A 19,220-nucleotide genomic window follows, 5' to 3' on the forward strand; every position below is an offset into this window, starting at 1 on the left:
CACAAAATTAGGATATACTTCTTTTTCATGCCCCAATTTGAACATAAATTGAGACAAAAAAAGTAATACCAGACTCGAATATCTAGTATTACGTTTTTTATTAGATTATTTACGTTTTAATTTAACCACTGTTCTGGGGCTTTATTCCATTCTTTCAACGTTGCCATGTCACCTTCTGATACATAGCCTTCGTCCAGCGCGACTTCTAGTAGCGTTTCATAATTCGTAAGTGCCGCAACTTCCACATTCGCCGCGCCAAGCAATGTTCTTCCTTTTTCTAATCCGTATGTAAAAATAGCAGCGATTCCTAGTACTTCGCATCCTGCTTCGCGCAAGGCTTCTACGGCTGTAATCGAGCTTCCTCCTGTTGAAATCAAATCTTCAATCACGACTACTTTTTGACCTTTCTCGATTGGACCTTCGATTTGGTTGCCTTTGCCGTGTTCTTTTGCTTTGGAACGGACGTAAACCATTGGCAGGTCTAGGAGGTCGCTTGCCCATGCGGCGTGCGGGATGCCGGCTGTTGCGGTTCCTGCTAGTACTTCGACGTCAGGAAAGGCGGTTTCGATTTTTTCTGCCAGTGCTTTTGAGATAAATTGGCGTGTTTTTGGAAAGCCTAATGTGAGGCGGTTATCGCAGTAGATTGGCGATTTGATGCCGGATGCCCACGTGAATGGATCGTTCGGTTGGAGGAATACAGCTTTTATTTTTAGTAATTGCTCGGCTACTTGTTTTTCGGTTGTCATTTGTTCCACTCCTTTAAAATGGTTTCGTATGCTTGGTATGGGTCGGTTGCTTTGGTGATGGATCTGCCGACGACGATTGCGGTTGCGCCGATTTCGCGGGCTTGATGTGGTGTTACGACGCGTTTTTGATCGTCCTTTGTGTCGGTGTCTAGGCGAATTCCTGGTGTGACACGTAAAAATTCGGGACGGGTGATTTCTTTAATTTTTCCAGCTTCAAGCGCAGAACAAACGACGCCATCGAGACCTGCTTCGTTCGCGAGATTGCTGTAGTGTAGGACGGAATCCATCAGACTTGCTTGGATGAGTTGGTCAGACTGCATTTCTGCTTCGCTCGTGCTCGTTAGCTGCGTGACAGCGATGAGACGCGGACGGCGGGAAGAGCTGGAACCAATTTCGAGGCCTTCGAGTGCGGCTTCCATCATCGCGCGACCTCCTGCAGCGTGCACGTTGACCATATCGACGCCCATGCGAGCGAGCCCAATCATCGCGCTTTTGACGGTGTTCGGGATGTCATGCAATTTTAGATCGAGAAAAATTTCGTGACCGTCGTGTTTTAAGCGCTCCACCAGGTGTGGACCTTCTAAGTAAAAAAGTTCCATGCCGACCTTGACGGACAGCGTGTCTCCTTTTGGAAATCGTTTTAAAAATGCTTCGACTTGGGCGTATGAGGCGAAATCGAGTGCGATAATTGGCTTTGTCATGCGTTTGTTCTCTCCTTTTTTAAGTCGGCTAATGTCGTGATTCCTAGTTCGTCCATGCGGGCTGGCAGGGCGTCGATTAAGTTCGGGCAAATATACGGCTCGGTAAAATTGAGCGTGCCTACTGCGACGGCATCTGCGCCTGCGATGAGGAATTCGAGGACGTCATCTACGGTTTGGACGCCTCCCATGCCGATGATTGGAATGTTGGAAACGGCGCGTACTTGGTGGATCAGGCGAATTGCGACGGGTTTAATGGATGGTCCTGATAAGCCGCCAGTACCATTTGCCAGTATTGGTTTGCGCGTTTTGAGATCGAGACGCATCCCCAGAAGGGTGTTAATCATCGTGAGTCCGTCGGCGCCTGCTTCTTCGATGGCTTTCGCGACTGGAACGATATCGGTTACGTTTGGCGAAAGCTTTACGTAGATTGGAACACTGGCAACGGCTTTGACTGCTTTCGTGAGTCGATAGGCTACTTCTGGATCGGTGCCGAATGCGATGCCGCCATGCTTCACGTTCGGACACGAGATATTAAGCTCAATCGCCTTGACGTTTGGCGCATCGCCAATTCGCGCGCAAACTTTGACGTAGTCTTCTTCGGATGCGCCGGCTACGTTCGCGATGATTGGCGTGTCGAAGCGCTCTAGCCAAGGCATTTCGTGCGCCATGACGTGATCGAGACCTGGATTTTGGAGGCCAATCGCGTTTAACATACCGGATGGTGTTTCCGCCACGCGCGGCGTTGCATTGCCGTAACGCGGTTCTGGCGTCACTGCTTTTGCCATGATGGCCCCGAGCAGGTTCAAATCGTAAAACTTGCTGTATTCTTTGCCGAATCCGAAACAACCGGACGCGGGCATGATTGGATTTTTTAGTGATAATCCTGGTATTTCAACGGCTAAACGGTTCATATGACTACCTCCCCAGCTCGGAAAACCGGGCCTTCATCGCATGCTTTATAGCTTTTCGTCGGGTCATCGGTGCGCTGACAAACGCAGGCATAGCAAGCCCCAACGCCGCATGCCATCCGTTCTTCTAGCGACAAAAACGTCCGCGGGCCCGCAAATCGTTCGGAAACCACGCGTAACATCGCAGTTGGCCCGCAACTGTACACCGTATCTGGCACAAAATCCAGCGCATCGGTTACCGTCGTTACAAAACCTTGCGTGCCTCGCGTTCCGTCCACCGTTGCGACAAAACAATCTCCCAATTCTCCCATTTCCTTTTCATAAAAAACATCTTTCGCAGAGCTAAAACCTAAGACAAACGTCACGGTCGATCCTTGTGCTACCAGTTCTTTTCCGAGCTGATAAAGCGGCGGAACCCCGATCCCACCTCCGATTAATAAGGCATGTTCGCCAGGTTTCGTTTCCGTCGGTGCAAAGCCATTTCCAAGCGGGGCGATGACATCTAGCGCATCCCCACTTACAAGCTCCGCAAAATCCGCCGTCCCATCCCCGTCCACGCGGTACAATAGCGTGCACTCCTTCGCCTCCTTATCAATCGCACAAATACTAATCGGGCGTCGCAAAAGCAAATCCGCTCGCCGAGGTTTGAGCTGCATAAACTGCCCCGGATTCATCTCCAGAACAATATCCCCTTTTAAAACCAGCTCAAACACCCGATTCGCGATTAACTTTTGACTGACTACTTCCATCTTTGTTTGTCTCACGTTCTTCCACCCCGTTTTCTTAAACTGTTTCGATCACTCGAGCAGGTTGCATAGCTTCCATTTCAAACGACCGTGATTCGAGCACCCGCAAAATTGCTTCTGCTGTATCTAGCGACGTACAAACCGGCACACCGTTTTCGACCGATTCCCGACGAATTTGGAAACCGTCACGCTCTGGTTGTTTTCCAGTCGTTAACGTGTTCACCACAAGCGTTACCTGCCCATTACGGATGTAATCCACAAGCGTTTCTTGATTTTCGCCGATTTTCTTCACTTTAGAAACTGGAATGCCTTGCTCTTCTAAAACAAGCGCTGTTCCAGATGTCGCCATAATCGTGAAGCCGATATTTTTGAAGCGTTTCGCCAGTGCCGTTGCTTCTGCTTTATCACGATCCGCGACTGTCAATAGCACCGTTCCGTAATCGAGCATTTTCACACCACTCGCCACAAAACCTTTATACAGCGCTTTTTCAAGCGTACGATCTTTCCCCATGACTTCTCCGGTCGACTTCATTTCAGGGCCAAGCGACGTATCTACGCTACGCAATTTCGCGAACGAGAACACCGGTACTTTAACAAAAATTTCTTGTTTCTCTGGCGCCAAACCTTCTTTGTAGCCAAGTTCTAACAATGTTTTCCCTAAAATGACTTTCGTCGCCACATTCGCCATCGGAATATCGGTAATTTTGCTCAAGAAAGGTGCGGTACGGCTTGATCTCGGATTGACTTCAATCACGAAAACCTCTTCATCCGCGACAACATATTGAATGTTCAGCATCCCGATGATGTTCAGACCTTTCGCAAGTCGCGTCGTGTAATCAACAATTAGATCCTTGACGTGTTGCGACAAGCTTTGCGCAGGATAAACCGCGATTGAGTCACCAGAATGGACTCCCGCGCGTTCGATATGTTCCATAATACCTGGAATCACAACGTTCACACCGTCACTAATCGCATCCACTTCCACTTCTTGGCCCTGCACATAACGATCGACAAGTACCGGATGTTTCGGATTCACTTTTACCGCGTTGTTCATATAGTAGCGCAACGCTTCTTCTGATTCCACAATTTCCATGGCACGACCCCCGAGCACGTAAGATGGGCGCACCAACACCGGATAGCCGATACTCGTTGCCACCGCAATCGCTTCATCAATCGACGTCGCTGTTTTCCCAGCAGGCTGCGGAATACCAAGTTCCACGAGCGCTTTCTCAAACTTATCACGATTTTCCGCGCGATCGATGTCCTCTAGCGAAGTTCCAAGGATTTTCACGCCGCGTTCTGCCAAACCGTCTGCCAAATTGATCGCCGTCTGACCGCCAAATTGTACCACAACGCCTAGCGGTTTTTCGAGTTCAATCACATGCATCACGTCTTCTAGCGTCAACGGTTCAAAGTAAAGTTTGTCCGAAATACTGAAATCCGTCGAGACCGTTTCTGGGTTATTATTGATGATAATCGCTTCATACCCCGCTTGCTGAATTGCCCAAACCGAGTGCACCGTCGCGTAGTCAAACTCAACGCCTTGCCCAATCCGAATCGGCCCAGAACCGAGCACAATCACGCTTTCCTTCTCCGTACGAATCGATTCATTCTCATCCTCGTAGCTGCTGTAGAAGTATGGCGTTGTTGACTCGAATTCCGCCGCACACGTATCCACCATTTTGTAAACCGGGATAATTTCCGCTTCCTTACGAATATCGTACACCTCAAATGCCGTCATATCCCAAAGTTTCGCGATGGCACCGTCACTGAAACCGTTCCGTTTCGCCGCGCGCAATACTTCCAAATCCCCAACATTCGCCGCGATTTCCGACTCCTGCTTAATGATTTTCTCCAATTTATATAAGAAGAACAAATCGATCTTCGTTTTAGCGTGTAAATCCTCAATTGTCCAGCCTTTACGAAGCGCCGCAGCTAAGAAGAACAAGCGATCATCTTCTGGGAAGCAAATTTTACGTTCCAATTCTTCCAAACTCGCGTTCTCTGCCTCGTCCAAATACAGATGCGTCGTCCCGATTTCAAGCGATCGAACCGCCTTCAAAAGTGACTCCTCCAAATTCCGACCAATCGCCATGACCTCGCCAGTCGCCTTCATTTGCGTCCCTAAACGGCGATCCGCTTTTTCAAATTTATCAAAAGCAAAGCGTGGAATTTTCGACACAACATAATCAAGCGCTGGTTCAAAATGCGCGTAGGTCGTTCCTGTAACCGGATTCTTCATCTCATCGAGCGTCAAGCCCACCGCAATTTTCGCCGCGAGTTTCGCAATCGGATAACCCGTTGCCTTCGAAGCAAGCGCTGACGAACGACTCACACGCGGATTTACCTCAATCACATAATAATCGTAACTATCCGGATCAATCGCGAGCTGCACGTTACAGCCACCCTCGATTTCAAGCGCGCGGATAATTTTCAGCGACACATCACGAAGCATTTGGTACTCGCGGTCCGAAAGCGTCTGGCTCGGCGCCACAACAATCGAATCCCCCGTATGAATCCCGACCGGATCGATGTTTTCCATGTTACAAACAACCATCGCATTGTCATTCGCATCGCGCATCACTTCATACTCGACCTCTTTAAAACCAGCAATACTGCGCTCCAGCAAACATTGCGTCACTGGACTGAGTTTCAAGCCACTCGCCACAATCTCCGCCAAATCCGCGTCATTCAGGCAAATCCCGCCGCCCGAACCACCAAGCGTATAAGCTGGGCGTACAATCACCGGATAGCCAATTTTTGCAACAAAGTTCTGCGCCTCTTCCAAGCTGTGAATAATGTCACTCTCCGGAACCGGCTCGCCAAGCTCATGCATCAAATCACGAAACGCCTCGCGATCCTCCGCCTTCTTAATCGCCACCAAGTCCGTTCCCAAAACTTCCACGCCACACTCATCTAGAATTCCCGCTTCCGCAAGTTCCATCGCCATGTTCAGTCCCGTTTGACCACCAAGCGTTGGCAAAATCGCATCTGGGCGCTCCTTCCGAATAATCCGCGATACAAAATCAAGCGTAATCGGCTCAATATAAACCTTGTCCGCCATCTCCACATCCGTCATAATCGTCGCCGGGTTCGAGTTCACAAGCACCACGCGGTATCCTTCCTCTTTCAAACTCAGACACGCTTGCGTCCCTGCATAATCAAATTCCGCAGCTTGTCCAATCACAATAGGGCCAGAACCAATCACTAAAATAGTTTCAATATCCTCACGTTTAGGCATTTTGTTCCGCTCCCTCCTTCTCCATCATCGCTATAAATTGGTCAAATAAATAATTCACGTCACTCGGTCCAGGATTCGCTTCCGGATGGTACTGCACCGTATAAGCTGGAAACTCCTTGTGCGCCAAGCCTTCCACCGTTCCATCATTCAATTCGATGTGCGTCACGACAATATCTTTTCCAATAAGCGAATTCGCATCAACCGCGTAGCCATGATTTTGCGCCGTGAAATCAACGCGTCCCGTCGCCAGCTCCTTCACAGGATGGTTCGCCCCGCGATGCCCGAATTTCAGTTTAAACGTATCCGCCCCGTTTGCTAAAGCGAAAAGCTGATGTCCCAGACAAATCCCGAACAGCGGCACTTTTCCTTGCAAACCGCGAATCATTTCCACCGCTTCCGGCACATCTTTCGGGTCTCCCGGTCCATTTGAAAGCATCACACCATCCGGATGCATCGCCAGAATCTCCTCCGCCGTCGTATTGTAAGGCACGACCGTAATATCGCAGTCCCGCTTATTCAACTCGCGCATAATGCTACTTTTCACGCCGTAATCCACGAGCACGACGCGTTTTCCTTCACCCGGATTTGTAAATGCCTTGGAACAAGAAACCTCGCGCACTTGATCGACCGGCAAGCGCACCGAACGCAAATGATGCAGTAAATCCTCCCGATTCGCCTTTTCCGGAGCCAAAATCCCTTTTAGCGTCCCTTCCTTACGAATAATCTTCGTCAATTTCCGCGTATCAATCCCCGCGATCCCAGGAATATCTTTTTCCTTCAAAAACTGATCCAGCGTCAATTGGTTGCGCCAGTTCGAAGCAAATTCCGCCGCCTCACGCACCACCACACCTTTTACAGCCGGGTGAATCGATTCAAAGTCGTCACGATTCACGCCATAATTCCCAACAAGCGGATATGTAAACGTGATGATTTGCCCGTAATAACTCGGATCCGTAATCGTTTCCTGATACCCCGTCATGCCTGTATTAAAAACCACTTCTCCGATCGTTTCGCGGTCGCTACCAATGGCCTCACCGATAAAAAAGTTCCCATCTTCCAACATCAAAATCCGTTTTGCCATGCGTTACTCCACCCCTTCTTCAAAAACAAGCGCGCCTTCTGCAAACGTCGCTACTGGCCAACCAACACAACTCCAACCAGTAAATGGCGTATTTCTACCTTTTGATGCAAAATTTTCTGGGTCAATCGTGGCTTCTTTTTCCAAATCAATGACCGTCACGTCCGCAACCCCACCGATTTCAAGCACACCGTACGGAAGATTAAAGCACGCCGCAGGTTTCACCGTCATCCAATCAATCAATTGTTTCAGCGTCCACTCACCCGTCTTCACAAATTGCGTGTAAAGTAGTGGGAATGCCGTCTCCAAGCCAACGATTCCAAACATCGCTTTTTCCATTGGCACGTTCTTCTCCTCTGCCGAATGTGGCGCATGATCCGTCGCGATAAAATCAATCGTTCCATCAAGCAACCCTTCCAACAATGCCGCATGATCTTCCTGAGCGCGCAATGGCGGATTCATTTTCCAATTCCCGTCATTCTCTGGAATATTCGTCTCATTCAAAATCAAGTGATGCGGTGAAACCTCCGCTGTTACGCGAATCCCAGCCCGTTTCGCATCACGAACCGCACGAACCGATTCCTTCGTCGAAATGTGGCAAACGTGATAATGACAGTTCGCCGCTTCCGCAAGCAACACATCCCGTGCAATTTGAACCGACTCCGCAATATTCGGAATCCCAGCCAAACCATGCTCCTTCGCAAAAATCCCGTCATGCACGACCCCACCATACACAAGCGAATTATCCTCACAATGCGCCACAATCGCCATATCAAGCTTCCCTGCTTCCAACATCGCCTCATACATCATGCCCGCCGTCTGCACACCCACACCATCATCCGTGAATGCAAACGCGCCAGCCTCCTTCAAAGCAGCAAAGTCCACCAACTCGTCACCCTTCAAGCTCGACGTAATCGAAGCATAAGGCAACACACGAACCGCAGCCGTTTCCTTAATCCGATCCACAACCTGCGTCATCACTTCCGCCGTATCCGGCACCGGTTTCGTATTTGGCATCGCACACACCGTCGTGTACCCACCACGAGCCGCAGCCGCCGTCCCAGTCGCAATCGTCTCCTTATGCTCCCCACCTGGTTCCCGCAAATGCACGTGCACATCCACGAGTCCCGGTGCGATCAATTTTCCAGCGACATCAATTACGCGCGCGCCTTCACTCGCCTCAATCCCGTCACCAATCGCCGTCACGCGACCATCCTCAATCGCCACGTCCTTCACTACCAAATCCCCAGTTTCCGTCAACACTTTTCCATTTTTCAATACGTACATGTCGTCACCCTCGTTTCTTTGTCTTGGCACACAGCCTCTAAAATTGCCATTCTAATATACACACCATTTGTCATCTGTTCCACAATGCGCGATTTTTCGCATTCTACTAAACTATCTGCAATCTCCACATCCCGATTCACAGGACTCGGATGCATAATAATCGCGCGTTCCTTCATCTTCGCCGCCCGCGCTTCCGTCAAGCCATATTTTTCATGATAATCCGACTTCGTAAAACTCAGCAAACCATCATGCCGCTCCTCCTGCACACGCAAGAGCATAATCACGTCCATCTGCTCCACCAAATCATCCATCGCCATATACGTCCCAAGCTCCGCGCAACTCTCACGCATCCACTCCGGCGGCCCCGCAAAAAACACCTCGGCACCAAGACGTTTGAGCGCCTGCATGTTCGAATTTGCCACTCGGCTATGCACGATATCCCCGACAATCGCGACCTTCAATCCTTTAAAACCGCCAAACTCTTCCTTGATTGTAAATAAGTCCAGCAACGACTGACTCGGATGTTGCCCACAGCCATCGCCACCATTCACAACCGCAATCCCTAATTTGCGAAGTGGCTCATAATAATTCTCGTCCGAATGCCTGATAACCGCTACATCCACACCAATCGCCTGCATGGTCAGCGCCGTATCGTATAACGTTTCCCCTTTTGTCACACTCGATTTAGATGGGTCGAAAGATAAAACATCGATGCCAAGCTTCTTCTCAGCCATTTCAAAACTATTATGCGTTCGCGTGCTGGCCTCAAAAAACATATTTACCGCATACATTTGCTTTTTCGGAGTCCAAATTTCTCCTTGCTTGAAACGCGCTGCTTGCTCCAATAACTCACCAATCTCCGCTACAGAAAGCTCTTCCATCGACACTAAATCCTTCATTCGAACCGCCACCTTTTCTAAAAATTAGATACTATTTATAGGAAAACCTCTAAAAAATTGCGCTTTTTCAGAGGTCTTCGTAGATGTTATTATTTATGTGCTTTAGCCTCTGGTAAGACTAAATTTAAGATTATTCCAAGTAGAGCAGCCATCGCCATACCTTCCAGTTTGAAAGAACCGATTTCAACTAGCAAGCCGCCGATTCCGACAACAAGGACAACCGATGCAATAATCATGTTGCGGTTCACGCTAAGGTCCACGTGACTTTCAATCATCATCCGCAGACCACTCGTTGCGATAACACCGAACAAGAGTAAAGAAATCCCGCCGAGCACCGCTGTTGGTACCGAAGTAATCACCGCATTAATGTAGCCGATAAATCCGAACGCGATAGCCAAAACCGCCGCACCCCCGATAACAAAAACACTGTACACCTTCGTAATCGCCAGCACCCCGATGTTCTCACCGTATGTCGTCACAGGCGGCCCACCAATAAGTGAAGCAATAATCGACGCCGTTCCATCCGCAGCAAGCGAACGATGCAACCCTGGATCTTTAAAAAAGTTACGATTCGTAATTCTGTTCAAAAGTAGCTGATGCCCCATATGCTCCGCCATCGTCACAAAAGCAAGCGGCGCCATCGAAAGCACAACCGTCAGCGTGACAACTGGATCCATATTCACAAACGGAACCGTAAAGTCTGGCACTTGGAACAGGCTCGCATTTTGAATCAATGTATAATCCACTAGCCCAAACGCCATACTCACCAGGTAACCAATGACGAATCCGCATAGTATCGGAATAAGTCCGAAGAATCCTTTGAAAAACATCATCGCGACAATCGTCACGACCAGCGTTATCAGCGCTACCAGCAAGATTTTGTAATCATATTCGCCACCATTATTCGTCCCCATCGCCATCGCCGCAGCGCTCGGTGCCAGTGACAAACCAATAACCATGATAACCGGTCCAACCACGATTGGCGGTAATACGCGCTTAATCCACTCAATTCCCACATAATAAACGAGCAGCGCCACAATCGCGTACACAACCCCAACCGAGAACGTCCCGACCATAACCGCTCCAGGCCCTCCGCCAGATTTCGCCGTGAGTAGCATCGTTATCGGCGCTATAAACGCAAACGATGAACCTAAGTAAGCCGGAATTTTGCCTCGCGTAATAATTAAGTAAGCAAGCGTCCCAAGCCCACTCGATATCAGCGCCACACTCGGATTCAAGCCCGTCACAGTCGGTACAAAGATCGTCGAGCCAAACATCGTGAACAGATGCTGGATACTAAGCACAATCCATTTATTCCAAGCCGGCTTCTCGTGAATATCTAGTACCGGTTTTACGTAATTTTCAGGTGTCGTTTCTTCTGTCATTTTACTCCCTCTTTCCGACTCTAAGTCATAAAAAATACCCCTTGCCAAATTGCGACAAAGAGCAGCTATGTACTGGATTTAGGCTAGACCTATTCTCCATTCATCACCCTTTATCAGCCTCTCTGGACTGCCCATTAAAAGTGTATTATTTAATTATTGTAACAGCATCCGCCGCATGATCGACGTCCGCCAAGTGTACCTCTACCCGTTCTTCACTCGAAGTCGGAATGTTTTTACCAACAAAATCCGCTCGAATCGGTAGTTCTCTGTGTCCCCGATCTGCTAAAACCGCCAACTGAATCCCAGCCGGGCGTCCTACATCCATCAGCGCGTCCATTGCGGCACGCACCGTTCGGCCTGTATACAGCACATCATCGACCAGCACAACCTTCTTCCCACTAATATCAAAAGGAACATTCGTACCATTTAGCGATGGCTCAGAAGACTCATTTTTAAAACTCAAATCGTCTCTGTAAAGCGTGATATCAACGTCACCGACCGGAACCGTCACGTCCTCAATCTCCTTGATACGAGCCTGCAAACGATTCGCCAGGAAAATACCTCGTGTTTTAATGCCGACAAGCGCCAAATCCTTCGTACCCTTATTACGCTCGATGATTTCGTAACTCACCCTTGTAAGCGCCCGTTTAATCGCCGCCTCATCCATCACAACAACCTCTTCTGGCATTCTCTTCCCCTCCCATATCATTTAAACAAAATAAAAACCCTCTGCCAAGAGCGCAGCAAAGGGTATACGTATAGAATCCAATTGGGCATAGAAACTCCCAAATCACGTTACCTTCTTAGCCTCTCTGGACTATGTTAAAGGACTGTTATTTAACTAGGTTCAGTTTATCGTACTAGACTCGGTTTGTCAACTAGTTTTATCTTGTATCGCATAAAGTACAAATATGGGGTTAAAAACCTGTCAAATCAATTAAAATGCGACTTTGGAAATAAGCCCCTTTTCAGGCTATTCCTATGCTATAATAAGCGCACGGAAGTCCTTTGGGCGGATAAGCGTTTCCTCAGAAAGGAGGCGTTGTCATATGACAGTAACGGACATCATTGCGCTTTTTGCGATGCTTTTCACAGGTGGTATATTTCTGCTTGCACTGTTGACATTTTTCTTGCATTTAACGCAAAAAAAATAATCCCCCTAGGCCGCCAAACTTAGTGGATTATTTCTCATCATGAAAGGCTGTCCGCCCTTAAAGCGGATTCCGTACCGTCAGTTGCTTTTCGACTGACGGTTCTTTTATTCACTCTAGTATAACATGGATCTCAAAAAATTAACATCCCAATCACAACTTCATTCTCTTAAACTTTCCAAAGCTTCCTGAAAAACCTCAGGTAACGGCGCCTCAAACTTCATTCTCTCTTGCGTTGTCGGGTGTGTAAATCCAAGCTCTGATGCGTGTAAAAATTGGCCTTCACCTTTAATCGTGTTCTTCAATCCGTATTTTGGATCGCCTGCAAGTGGATGCCCAATATATTTCATGTGTACGCGAATCTGATGTGTACGGCCAGTCTCTAAACGGCATTTAATCAATGTGTAACCTTTAAAACGTTCCAACACTTCAAAATGCGTGCGCGACTCTTTTCCATCATTCACGATACCCATTTTTTGACGATCTTCTTTAGAACGGCCGATTGGAGCGTCAATCGTGCCTTTTTGATGCTTGATAACACCGTGCACGAGCGCTATATACTCTCGATCACTCGTTTTATCGTAGAGCTGCTCGGCCAATGACTCATGCGCTTTATCATTTTTTGCGACCATCAAGAGACCGGACGTATCTTTATCAATACGATGCACGATGCCTGGGCGAATTTTGCCATTGATGCCAGAAAGATCTTTGCAGTGGAAAAGTAAGGCGTTGACAAGCGTTCCAGATGTGTGACCTGCGGATGGATGCACCACCATGCCTTGCGGTTTATTCACGACAAGCACGTCCGTATCTTCATAATAAATGTCGAGCGGGATATCCTCAGCCTCAATATCGAGTTCTTCTGCTTCACGAACGATATACGTGATTTCATCGCCTGTTTTACATTTGTAGTTCGCTTTTGTTTTCTCGCCATTGACTAGAATTGCGTCATCTTTCAGCAGCGTTTGTATGCCAGAACGGGTCATTCCCAATAGTTCTGCGAGACCTTTGTCCAAGCGTTCGTGATTTAGTTTTTCCGGAATAATTACGGTATTTTGCGTCATTTTTTCGTTCCTTTCGATTTGCGATCATCCAAGAACACGTAGACAATGAGTAAAATCACGCCTATCGTCAGACTTGCATCCGCGACATTAAAAATTGGGAAGTAATAATTTCCCCAAATTGTTTGTACAAAGTCAACCACTTCTTGATGGAGAATACGATCGATAAAATTCCCAATCGCACCGCCTAAAACAAGCGCTAAACTTACACCTAAAAGTTTACTATTTTTCGCGTAACGTTGCATGAAGTAAATGAGTACGCCGATCACAACGAGCGTAATCAGATAGAAAAACCACATTTTTCCTTCCAAAACACCCCAAGCAGCACCGGAATTGCGATGCGATGTGATATTTAGAAAACCTGGAATGATTTCCACAACTTCCCTTAGGTCTAAATTTTGCACGATGAGCCATTTGGTGAACTGGTCAATCACGATAATAACAAGTGCGATAAGATAATAATAAATCACATTGATTCCTCTTTTCTTTATTTTATGTAGATAATCTGAGCCTAGAACTGTTTCTAGGCCCAGACCACACTGTATCACTGCACGATAAATTGTATCAAAAATAGCGCGGCAATGATATACATGAGTATCGGGGTACGCGTTCGATTTTTTGAGAATAGTCTCAAAATCGGGTACGCGATAAATCCGACCGCAATTCCGTCGGCGATACTGTAGGAGAATGGGATAATGATGACGATAAGCAGTGCTGCAAAAGTATCCGCCGCGTTGCCAAAGTCCATCTCTTTGATTTCCTGTAGCATCGAAATACCGATAACGATTAGAATCGGAGCAATCGCGCTGTTTGGAATAAATGAAATGTACGGCATTAACACGAGCGATGCCAAGAAAAAGATAGCGACTGTCACAGATGCCAATCCTGTTCGCGCCCCACTTGCCGACATCGAACCACTTTCTAATGCCGAAATTGTCGGGCTTGTGCCAAATAATCCTGACAAGAAAGCTGTAAAACTACTCGCTTGTAGTACGCGTGGCAATTTCTCCATTTGGTCTAGTTGTTTCATTTGACCATGCGTTAAGCCTACCGTTTCAAATACAAGCACCATCGTCAGTGAGAAAACGCTTGTCCAGAACGCGATTTGGCTTACACCAGTGAAATCAGCCTGAAAAAGGACGTCTTTCCAAGGTGCCAAACTGAGCGAATCCTTCGAAACCTCGCCGTGAACACCGAAAAGAACACTGACAACCGTTCCAATCACAAGGCTCCACAAAAAGGCTCCCGGTATTTTTCTGACTAGCAGAATCATCGTGAGTACAAGCGTAATCAACGTGGCCAGCACAAATGGATCATGCATATCGCCAAACGCTAAAATCGAATGTTCTCCACGCGATACGATTTGTCCTTTTTCAAGACCTAGCAATACCAAAAATAGCCCTAATCCGACCGTGATTCCCTGCTTTAAAATCAGCGGGATCGTGTCGTTCAACTTTCTAGCTAACGGTGTAAATGCTAAGATCATGAATAAAAAACCACTGACAACAACGACGGCTAGTGCTTGCTGCCATGACAATCCGAGCGTTTGCACGAAATTGTACGCGAACAGTGCGTTGATTCCCATTCCTGGCATCAAAATAAGCGGTGCATTTGCCCAAAAACCCATCACCAAACAACCTACAACAGCTATAAAAATCGTTGCAAGAATGGCGCCTTGATACGGTACACCCGCTTCTGCCAAAATCGAACTATTGACAACAATAATGTAGACAACGGTGAAGAAACCTATCATTCCAGCTAAAGCTTCCGTTCGAACCGATGTCCGATGCGCTTTCAACTGAAAGATTTTGTCCAAGAATTTTTGCATCATAATTCCTCTTTATTCAATTATCCCTCTCCCAACCCGTAGAGTCTCGCCCCTACCACGAACCCTTATTATAACAGACACAAGCGAATTCGCATAGAGCTTTACTTTCCAGTTAGAGAAAAAGACCTCCACATTTCCGTGACGGCGCACTATTTCCTATGCTATAATCGGGTGTTGAAGTGTTTAAAAAGAGAAAGGGGAGCTCCGTTTTGGAACAAACATTCACGCGCAGTGAAAAATGGCGCCAATTTTTAGTTATTTTCACGCCTGTTGTTATCTCGCAATTGATGCTGTTTTCGATGGCTTTAATTGATACGATGATGTCTGGGCATTATTCCAATGAAGCGCTCGCCGGGACAGCTATCGGGAACTCGTTATGGGGGCCTTTTAACGCTAGTTTATCTGGGTTATTGATGGCCGTGACACCGATTATTTCGCAGCTGATTGGCCGTGGGGAGGGTCATGATATTAAACGAACTGTGAGCAATGGACTTTATATCGCGGTCGGACTCGCCGCCTTGTTATTAGCGCTTAACTTTTTATTCGTTCCTTCGATTTTGAGCGCGATGGGACTTGAGCCTGCCGTTGCCGATATCGCAAAACATTTTTTGAACGGGATTTGTTTCGGTATACCGGCCTTCTTTTTTTATTCCGTTTTGCGTGCGTTTATTGATTCGCTAGGGCTGACGCGAGTTACGATGATGATTACGTTGATTACGGTACCGGTGAATATTTTCTTGAACTATTTATTGATTTTCGGTAATTGGGGCTTTCCTGAAATGGGTGGCGCCGGAAGTGGCTATGCGACTGGAATTACGTATTGGGTCGTGTTGCTTGTGACGATTATTTTGATTCAAAGTCAAAAACGGTTACGCGATTACCATATTTTTTCTGGGTTCGCAAAAGTGGACTGGGGAAAAATACGGGAAATTATCAAACTTGGTGTGCCGAACGGTTTGACGATTCTTTTTGAAGTGAGTATTTTCTCAGCGGTGACGGTGTTTATGGGGCGTTTTGGGACAGATACTATTGCGGCGCATCAATCCGCGATAAGCGTGCCAACATTGCTGTACGCGTTTCCGCTTAGTATCGCGGCCGCGTTAACGATTTTGGTTGGGTTTGAGACGGGAGCAAAGCGCATTGTGGACGCTCGGAAATACCGCCATATCGGAATGATTTCTGCGATCTCTATCGGAGTTTTAAACGGTATACTATTGCTCGTATTTCTTGACCAGATCGCCTTTCTCTACACCTCCGATCCCAAACTCGCAGATTTGATCACGCATTTCTTGATCTACGCTGTTCTTTTCCAATTTGCTGATGCGCTATTGTCACCAGTTCTTGGAGCACTGCGCGGATATAAAGATGTAATGGTGACCTCGGTCGTCGCCTTCATCTCGTATTGGGTGATTGGACTGCCACTTGGATTGATCTTATCGTACACAGATCTCGGACCATTCGGATTCTGGATTGGCCTCAGCGCTGGACTGTTTATCGCCGCGTTCATCCTCTCCATTCGCGTCCGTTTTACAGAACGAAAATTAATGCAACTATAAAAAAGGAATGTGATGACCTCGCCGGTATAGCGATGCATCACATTCCTTTCCTCATTTTTTCAAGCCTTCATGAATCTTATCTATATTCCAACGCATCATTTCCAAATACGAGTCTCCCGTTTCTCCTTTTCTCGCGGTAGAATCTGTGAAAAGTTTAGCCGAAATTGGCACGTCTGTTTCGCTCGACACGCTCTCCATGCTACGCGGATCAACGCTTGTTTCCACGAATAAAACTGGCACTTTCTTCGCGCGAATCGTTTCAATAATCTGCTTCATCTGATTGGGTGTCCCTTGATTCTCCGTATTTATTTCCCAAATATAAGCCGCATTTAGTCCATACGCCGCGCCAAAATACTTAAACGCGCCCTCACTCGTCACCAGCGTCTTATGCTCCAAATCCGCAAATTTTGTCTTCGCTTCTTTGTCGAGCGCGCCTAACTTCGCGATATATTTCTCCGCGCGTTCCTGATAATAATCTGCATTATCCGGGTCTTTCTTCACCAACGTATCCCGTGCATTTTCCGCGTACTTGATCCCATTTTGCAAATCCAACCAAGCATGAGGATCCGTCTCGCTTTCCTTCCCTTTCGCCGTCAAAAACTTCGGCGCCACACCTTCACTCAGCGCTACCGCCTCTTTTTGACCAGAAGAAGCCATCAACCTATCAAACCAGCCATTTCCCGTCTCCAAATTCAGCCCGTTATTAAAAACCAAATCCGCATCCGCCATTTTTTGCACATCTTTTGGCAACGGATCATACTCATGCGGATCCGTCCCAGTTGGCACGATGCTGTACAGATCAATTTTATCGCCACCGACCTGCTTCACAATATCATACAGAATCGAATACGTCGTCACCACCTGCAATTTATCCGAAGCCGCCTTCTTCTCGTTACCGCCACATGCCGTGAGTAAAAAAATGCACAACCCAATCACACTCGCTAAAACCACTTTCTTCATTGTTTCACGCTCCTTCTTCCAAAAATAATGCCTTGTTTCGGCGAAAAGATAAATACGATAATAAATAACGCCGTCGCAGCGAGCACAATCGATGCTCCCGATGCCAAATTATACATGTAGCTAAAATACAAGCCAATAATCGCGCTGACCGCCCCGAACCCCGCCGCCAAAAAAAGCATGACCGACAAGCGATTCGTCAACAAGTACGCCGTCGCAGCTGGTGTAATCAACATCGCAACCACCAGAATAATTCCCACTGTTTGTAGCGATGCCACCGTCACGAGCGTCAACAATGTCATCAGAAAATAATGCAACGTCCGCACTTTTAAGCCATAACTTTCTGCCATCGTCGGATCAAACGAACTCACCAACAATTCCTTATAAAACAGCACCACCAGCAAAATAACCAGCGCACCGATACCAAATGTCATCCACATATCACTGCTCCGAACCGCCAGCACATTCCCGAACAAAATATGATATAAATCCGTCGAACTCTGCGCCAGCGAAATCATAATAATCCCGAGTGCAAAAAACGAGCTAAACACAATCCCAATCGCCGTATCATTTTTAATCCGACTATTTTGATTCACAAAACCTATGCCGAGCGCCGCCACAACTCCAAAAGCCGTCGCCCCTAAGAAAAAATTGATGCCCAACATATAGGAAATCGCAACCCCTGGCAAAACCGCATGAGAAATCGCGTCCCCCATCAGTGACATGCCCCGCAAAATGATAAAGCTACCAATCACGCCAGAGACCACGCCAACAACTACCGAAGTCAACAGCGCCTTTTGCAAAAATTCATATTGCATCAAACCTTCTAAAAATAACATCACTGAACACCTCCCCATCCGAATCCTTGCCCGTATGTTTTTAAAATGTTTGCTTCGGTAAATGTCGCCGCCGTCTCGCCATGTGCCATTACATGCTGATTTAGTAGAATAACATCATCAAAGTACTTGGCCACCTTGTGAAAGTCATGGTGGACAACAATAATGGTCTTGCCGGCATTTCGTAATTTTTTCAATACTGCGACAATCAGTGCTTCACTTGTCATGTCAATCCCGACAAACGGTTCATCTAGAAGAAAGATATCCGCCTGTTGTGCGAGAGCCCGCGCAATGAAAACCCGTTGTAATTGTCCACCTGAAAGCTCACCGATTTGACGTTTTGCGAAATCTAGCATTTCGACCTGCTTCAACGCTGTTCGTGCGATTTCGCGTTCTTTTTTTCTAGGAAGCTTGATGAGGCCGAGTTTCGGATAGGTACCAATGAGGACGGTATCCAGCACTGTGATTGGGAATGTTAAATCCACCGTATTTCTTTGAGGAACGTAAGCGATTTTGGCGCGCATGGCTTCGATGGGCCGCCCTTCCCAAGTTACCGTGCCGGACTCACAGGGGATTAAGCCGATGAGACCTTTTAGGAGTGTTGATTTTCCCGCGCCATTTGGTCCGATGATTCCTGTCATTTTTCTTGGTGATATTTGAAGGGAGATGTTCTCCACGACGCGTTTTTGACCGTATGATATGGATAAATTTTCGACTAGCATTCGTATCACCTTGTTTCTGATAGATTATTTTAGTCGCAACTAAAAATGTTTCCTTAACGCAACTTTATGATTAGTATAGCCTATTTTATTTGGTTTGTAAAGGAGGGAATTTAGAGAC

General features: G+C 47.2%; 17 protein-coding genes. 1 reads left to right on the forward strand and 16 read right to left on the reverse strand.

The annotated features are described in order from the left end of the window. Positions 1-116 precede the first annotated feature (116 nt). From pyrE to EP58_RS11180, 13 genes are all read right to left on the reverse strand, one after another. The gene (pyrE, locus tag EP58_RS11120; protein ID WP_036093434.1) at positions 117-746 is read right to left on the reverse strand and encodes an orotate phosphoribosyltransferase; all 630 of its coding nucleotides are present in this window, start codon (positions 744-746) and stop codon (positions 117-119) included. After that, a complete protein-coding gene (gene pyrF / locus EP58_RS11125; protein ID WP_036093435.1) occupies positions 743-1,447 on the reverse strand; it encodes an orotidine-5'-phosphate decarboxylase in 705 nt (234 codons plus the stop codon). The genes pyrE and pyrF overlap by 4 nt, the downstream gene beginning before the upstream one ends. Beyond that, positions 1,444-2,358: a dihydroorotate dehydrogenase gene (locus EP58_RS11130; RefSeq protein ID WP_036093436.1), complete on the reverse strand. Its 915-nt coding sequence runs from the start codon at positions 2,356-2,358 to the stop codon at positions 1,444-1,446. Before EP58_RS11130 ends, pyrF begins: the two co-directional genes overlap by 4 nt. Further along, positions 2,355-3,119 carry a dihydroorotate dehydrogenase electron transfer subunit gene (locus EP58_RS11135; protein WP_036093437.1) on the reverse strand — a complete coding sequence of 255 codons (765 nt, stop codon included), beginning with the start codon at positions 3,117-3,119 and terminating at the stop codon, positions 2,355-2,357. Before EP58_RS11135 ends, EP58_RS11130 begins: the two co-directional genes overlap by 4 nt. Positions 3,120-3,138: 19 nt before the next feature. After that, the gene (gene carB, locus EP58_RS11140) at positions 3,139-6,342 is read right to left on the reverse strand and encodes a carbamoyl-phosphate synthase large subunit (RefSeq protein ID WP_036093438.1); all 3,204 of its coding nucleotides are present in this window, start codon (positions 6,340-6,342) and stop codon (positions 3,139-3,141) included. Continuing rightward, positions 6,335-7,423 (reverse strand): carbamoyl phosphate synthase small subunit, encoded by a 1,089-nt coding sequence (locus EP58_RS11145; protein WP_036093442.1) that lies wholly within the window; start codon positions 7,421-7,423, stop codon positions 6,335-6,337. Before EP58_RS11145 ends, carB begins: the two co-directional genes overlap by 8 nt. A gap of 3 nt (positions 7,424-7,426) precedes the next feature. After that, entirely contained in the window at positions 7,427-8,707 is a 1,281-nt protein-coding gene (locus EP58_RS11150; protein ID WP_036093444.1) for a dihydroorotase, read from the reverse strand. Next, positions 8,695-9,606: an aspartate carbamoyltransferase catalytic subunit gene (locus EP58_RS11155; RefSeq protein WP_036093445.1), complete on the reverse strand. Its 912-nt coding sequence runs from the start codon at positions 9,604-9,606 to the stop codon at positions 8,695-8,697. The genes EP58_RS11150 and EP58_RS11155 overlap by 13 nt, the downstream gene beginning before the upstream one ends. An 89-nt stretch (positions 9,607-9,695) precedes the next feature. Then, the gene (locus EP58_RS11160) at positions 9,696-10,991 is read right to left on the reverse strand and encodes a solute carrier family 23 protein (protein WP_036093446.1); all 1,296 of its coding nucleotides are present in this window, start codon (positions 10,989-10,991) and stop codon (positions 9,696-9,698) included. Between the two features lie 145 nt (positions 10,992-11,136). After that, positions 11,137-11,679, reverse strand: coding sequence for a bifunctional pyr operon transcriptional regulator/uracil phosphoribosyltransferase PyrR (gene pyrR, locus EP58_RS11165; protein ID WP_036093447.1), 543 nt, complete (start codon positions 11,677-11,679; stop codon positions 11,137-11,139). Positions 11,680-12,303: 624 nt separating this feature from the next. Continuing rightward, on the reverse strand, positions 12,304-13,206 hold the full coding sequence (locus EP58_RS11170) for an RluA family pseudouridine synthase (RefSeq protein ID WP_036093448.1): 903 nt from the start codon (positions 13,204-13,206) through the stop codon (positions 12,304-12,306). Beyond that, a complete protein-coding gene (gene lspA, locus EP58_RS11175) occupies positions 13,203-13,670 on the reverse strand; it encodes a signal peptidase II (protein WP_036093739.1) in 468 nt (155 codons plus the stop codon). Before lspA ends, EP58_RS11170 begins: the two co-directional genes overlap by 4 nt. Before the next feature lie 77 nt (positions 13,671-13,747). After that, positions 13,748-15,031, reverse strand: a complete 1,284-nt coding sequence (locus tag EP58_RS11180) for an NCS2 family permease (protein WP_036093449.1) — start codon at positions 15,029-15,031, stop codon at positions 13,748-13,750. Between the two features lie 209 nt (positions 15,032-15,240). Between EP58_RS11180 and EP58_RS11185 the strand changes: the two genes are divergently transcribed. Further along, positions 15,241-16,587 (forward strand): MATE family efflux transporter, encoded by a 1,347-nt coding sequence (locus EP58_RS11185; protein WP_036093450.1) that lies wholly within the window; start codon positions 15,241-15,243, stop codon positions 16,585-16,587. Positions 16,588-16,638: 51 nt separating this feature from the next. Here EP58_RS11185 and EP58_RS11190 read toward each other — a convergent pair whose 3' ends face one another. The 3 genes from EP58_RS11190 to EP58_RS11200 are packed head-to-tail and all read right to left on the reverse strand — an operon-like array spanning position 16,639 to position 19,102. Then, a complete protein-coding gene (locus EP58_RS11190) occupies positions 16,639-17,547 on the reverse strand; it encodes a metal ABC transporter substrate-binding protein (RefSeq protein WP_036093453.1) in 909 nt (302 codons plus the stop codon). Beyond that, entirely contained in the window at positions 17,544-18,383 is an 840-nt protein-coding gene (locus tag EP58_RS11195) for a metal ABC transporter permease (protein WP_036093454.1), read from the reverse strand. The genes EP58_RS11190 and EP58_RS11195 overlap by 4 nt, the downstream gene beginning before the upstream one ends. Then, positions 18,383-19,102: a metal ABC transporter ATP-binding protein gene (locus tag EP58_RS11200; protein WP_036093456.1), complete on the reverse strand. Its 720-nt coding sequence runs from the start codon at positions 19,100-19,102 to the stop codon at positions 18,383-18,385. The genes EP58_RS11195 and EP58_RS11200 overlap by 1 nt, the downstream gene beginning before the upstream one ends. Positions 19,103-19,220 lie beyond the last annotated feature (118 nt).

Origin of the sequence: Paenilisteria newyorkensis, from assembly GCF_000766145.1 — a bacterium.
In the GTDB taxonomy this organism is placed as follows: Bacteria; Bacillota; Bacilli; order Lactobacillales; family Listeriaceae; genus Listeria_A; species Listeria_A newyorkensis.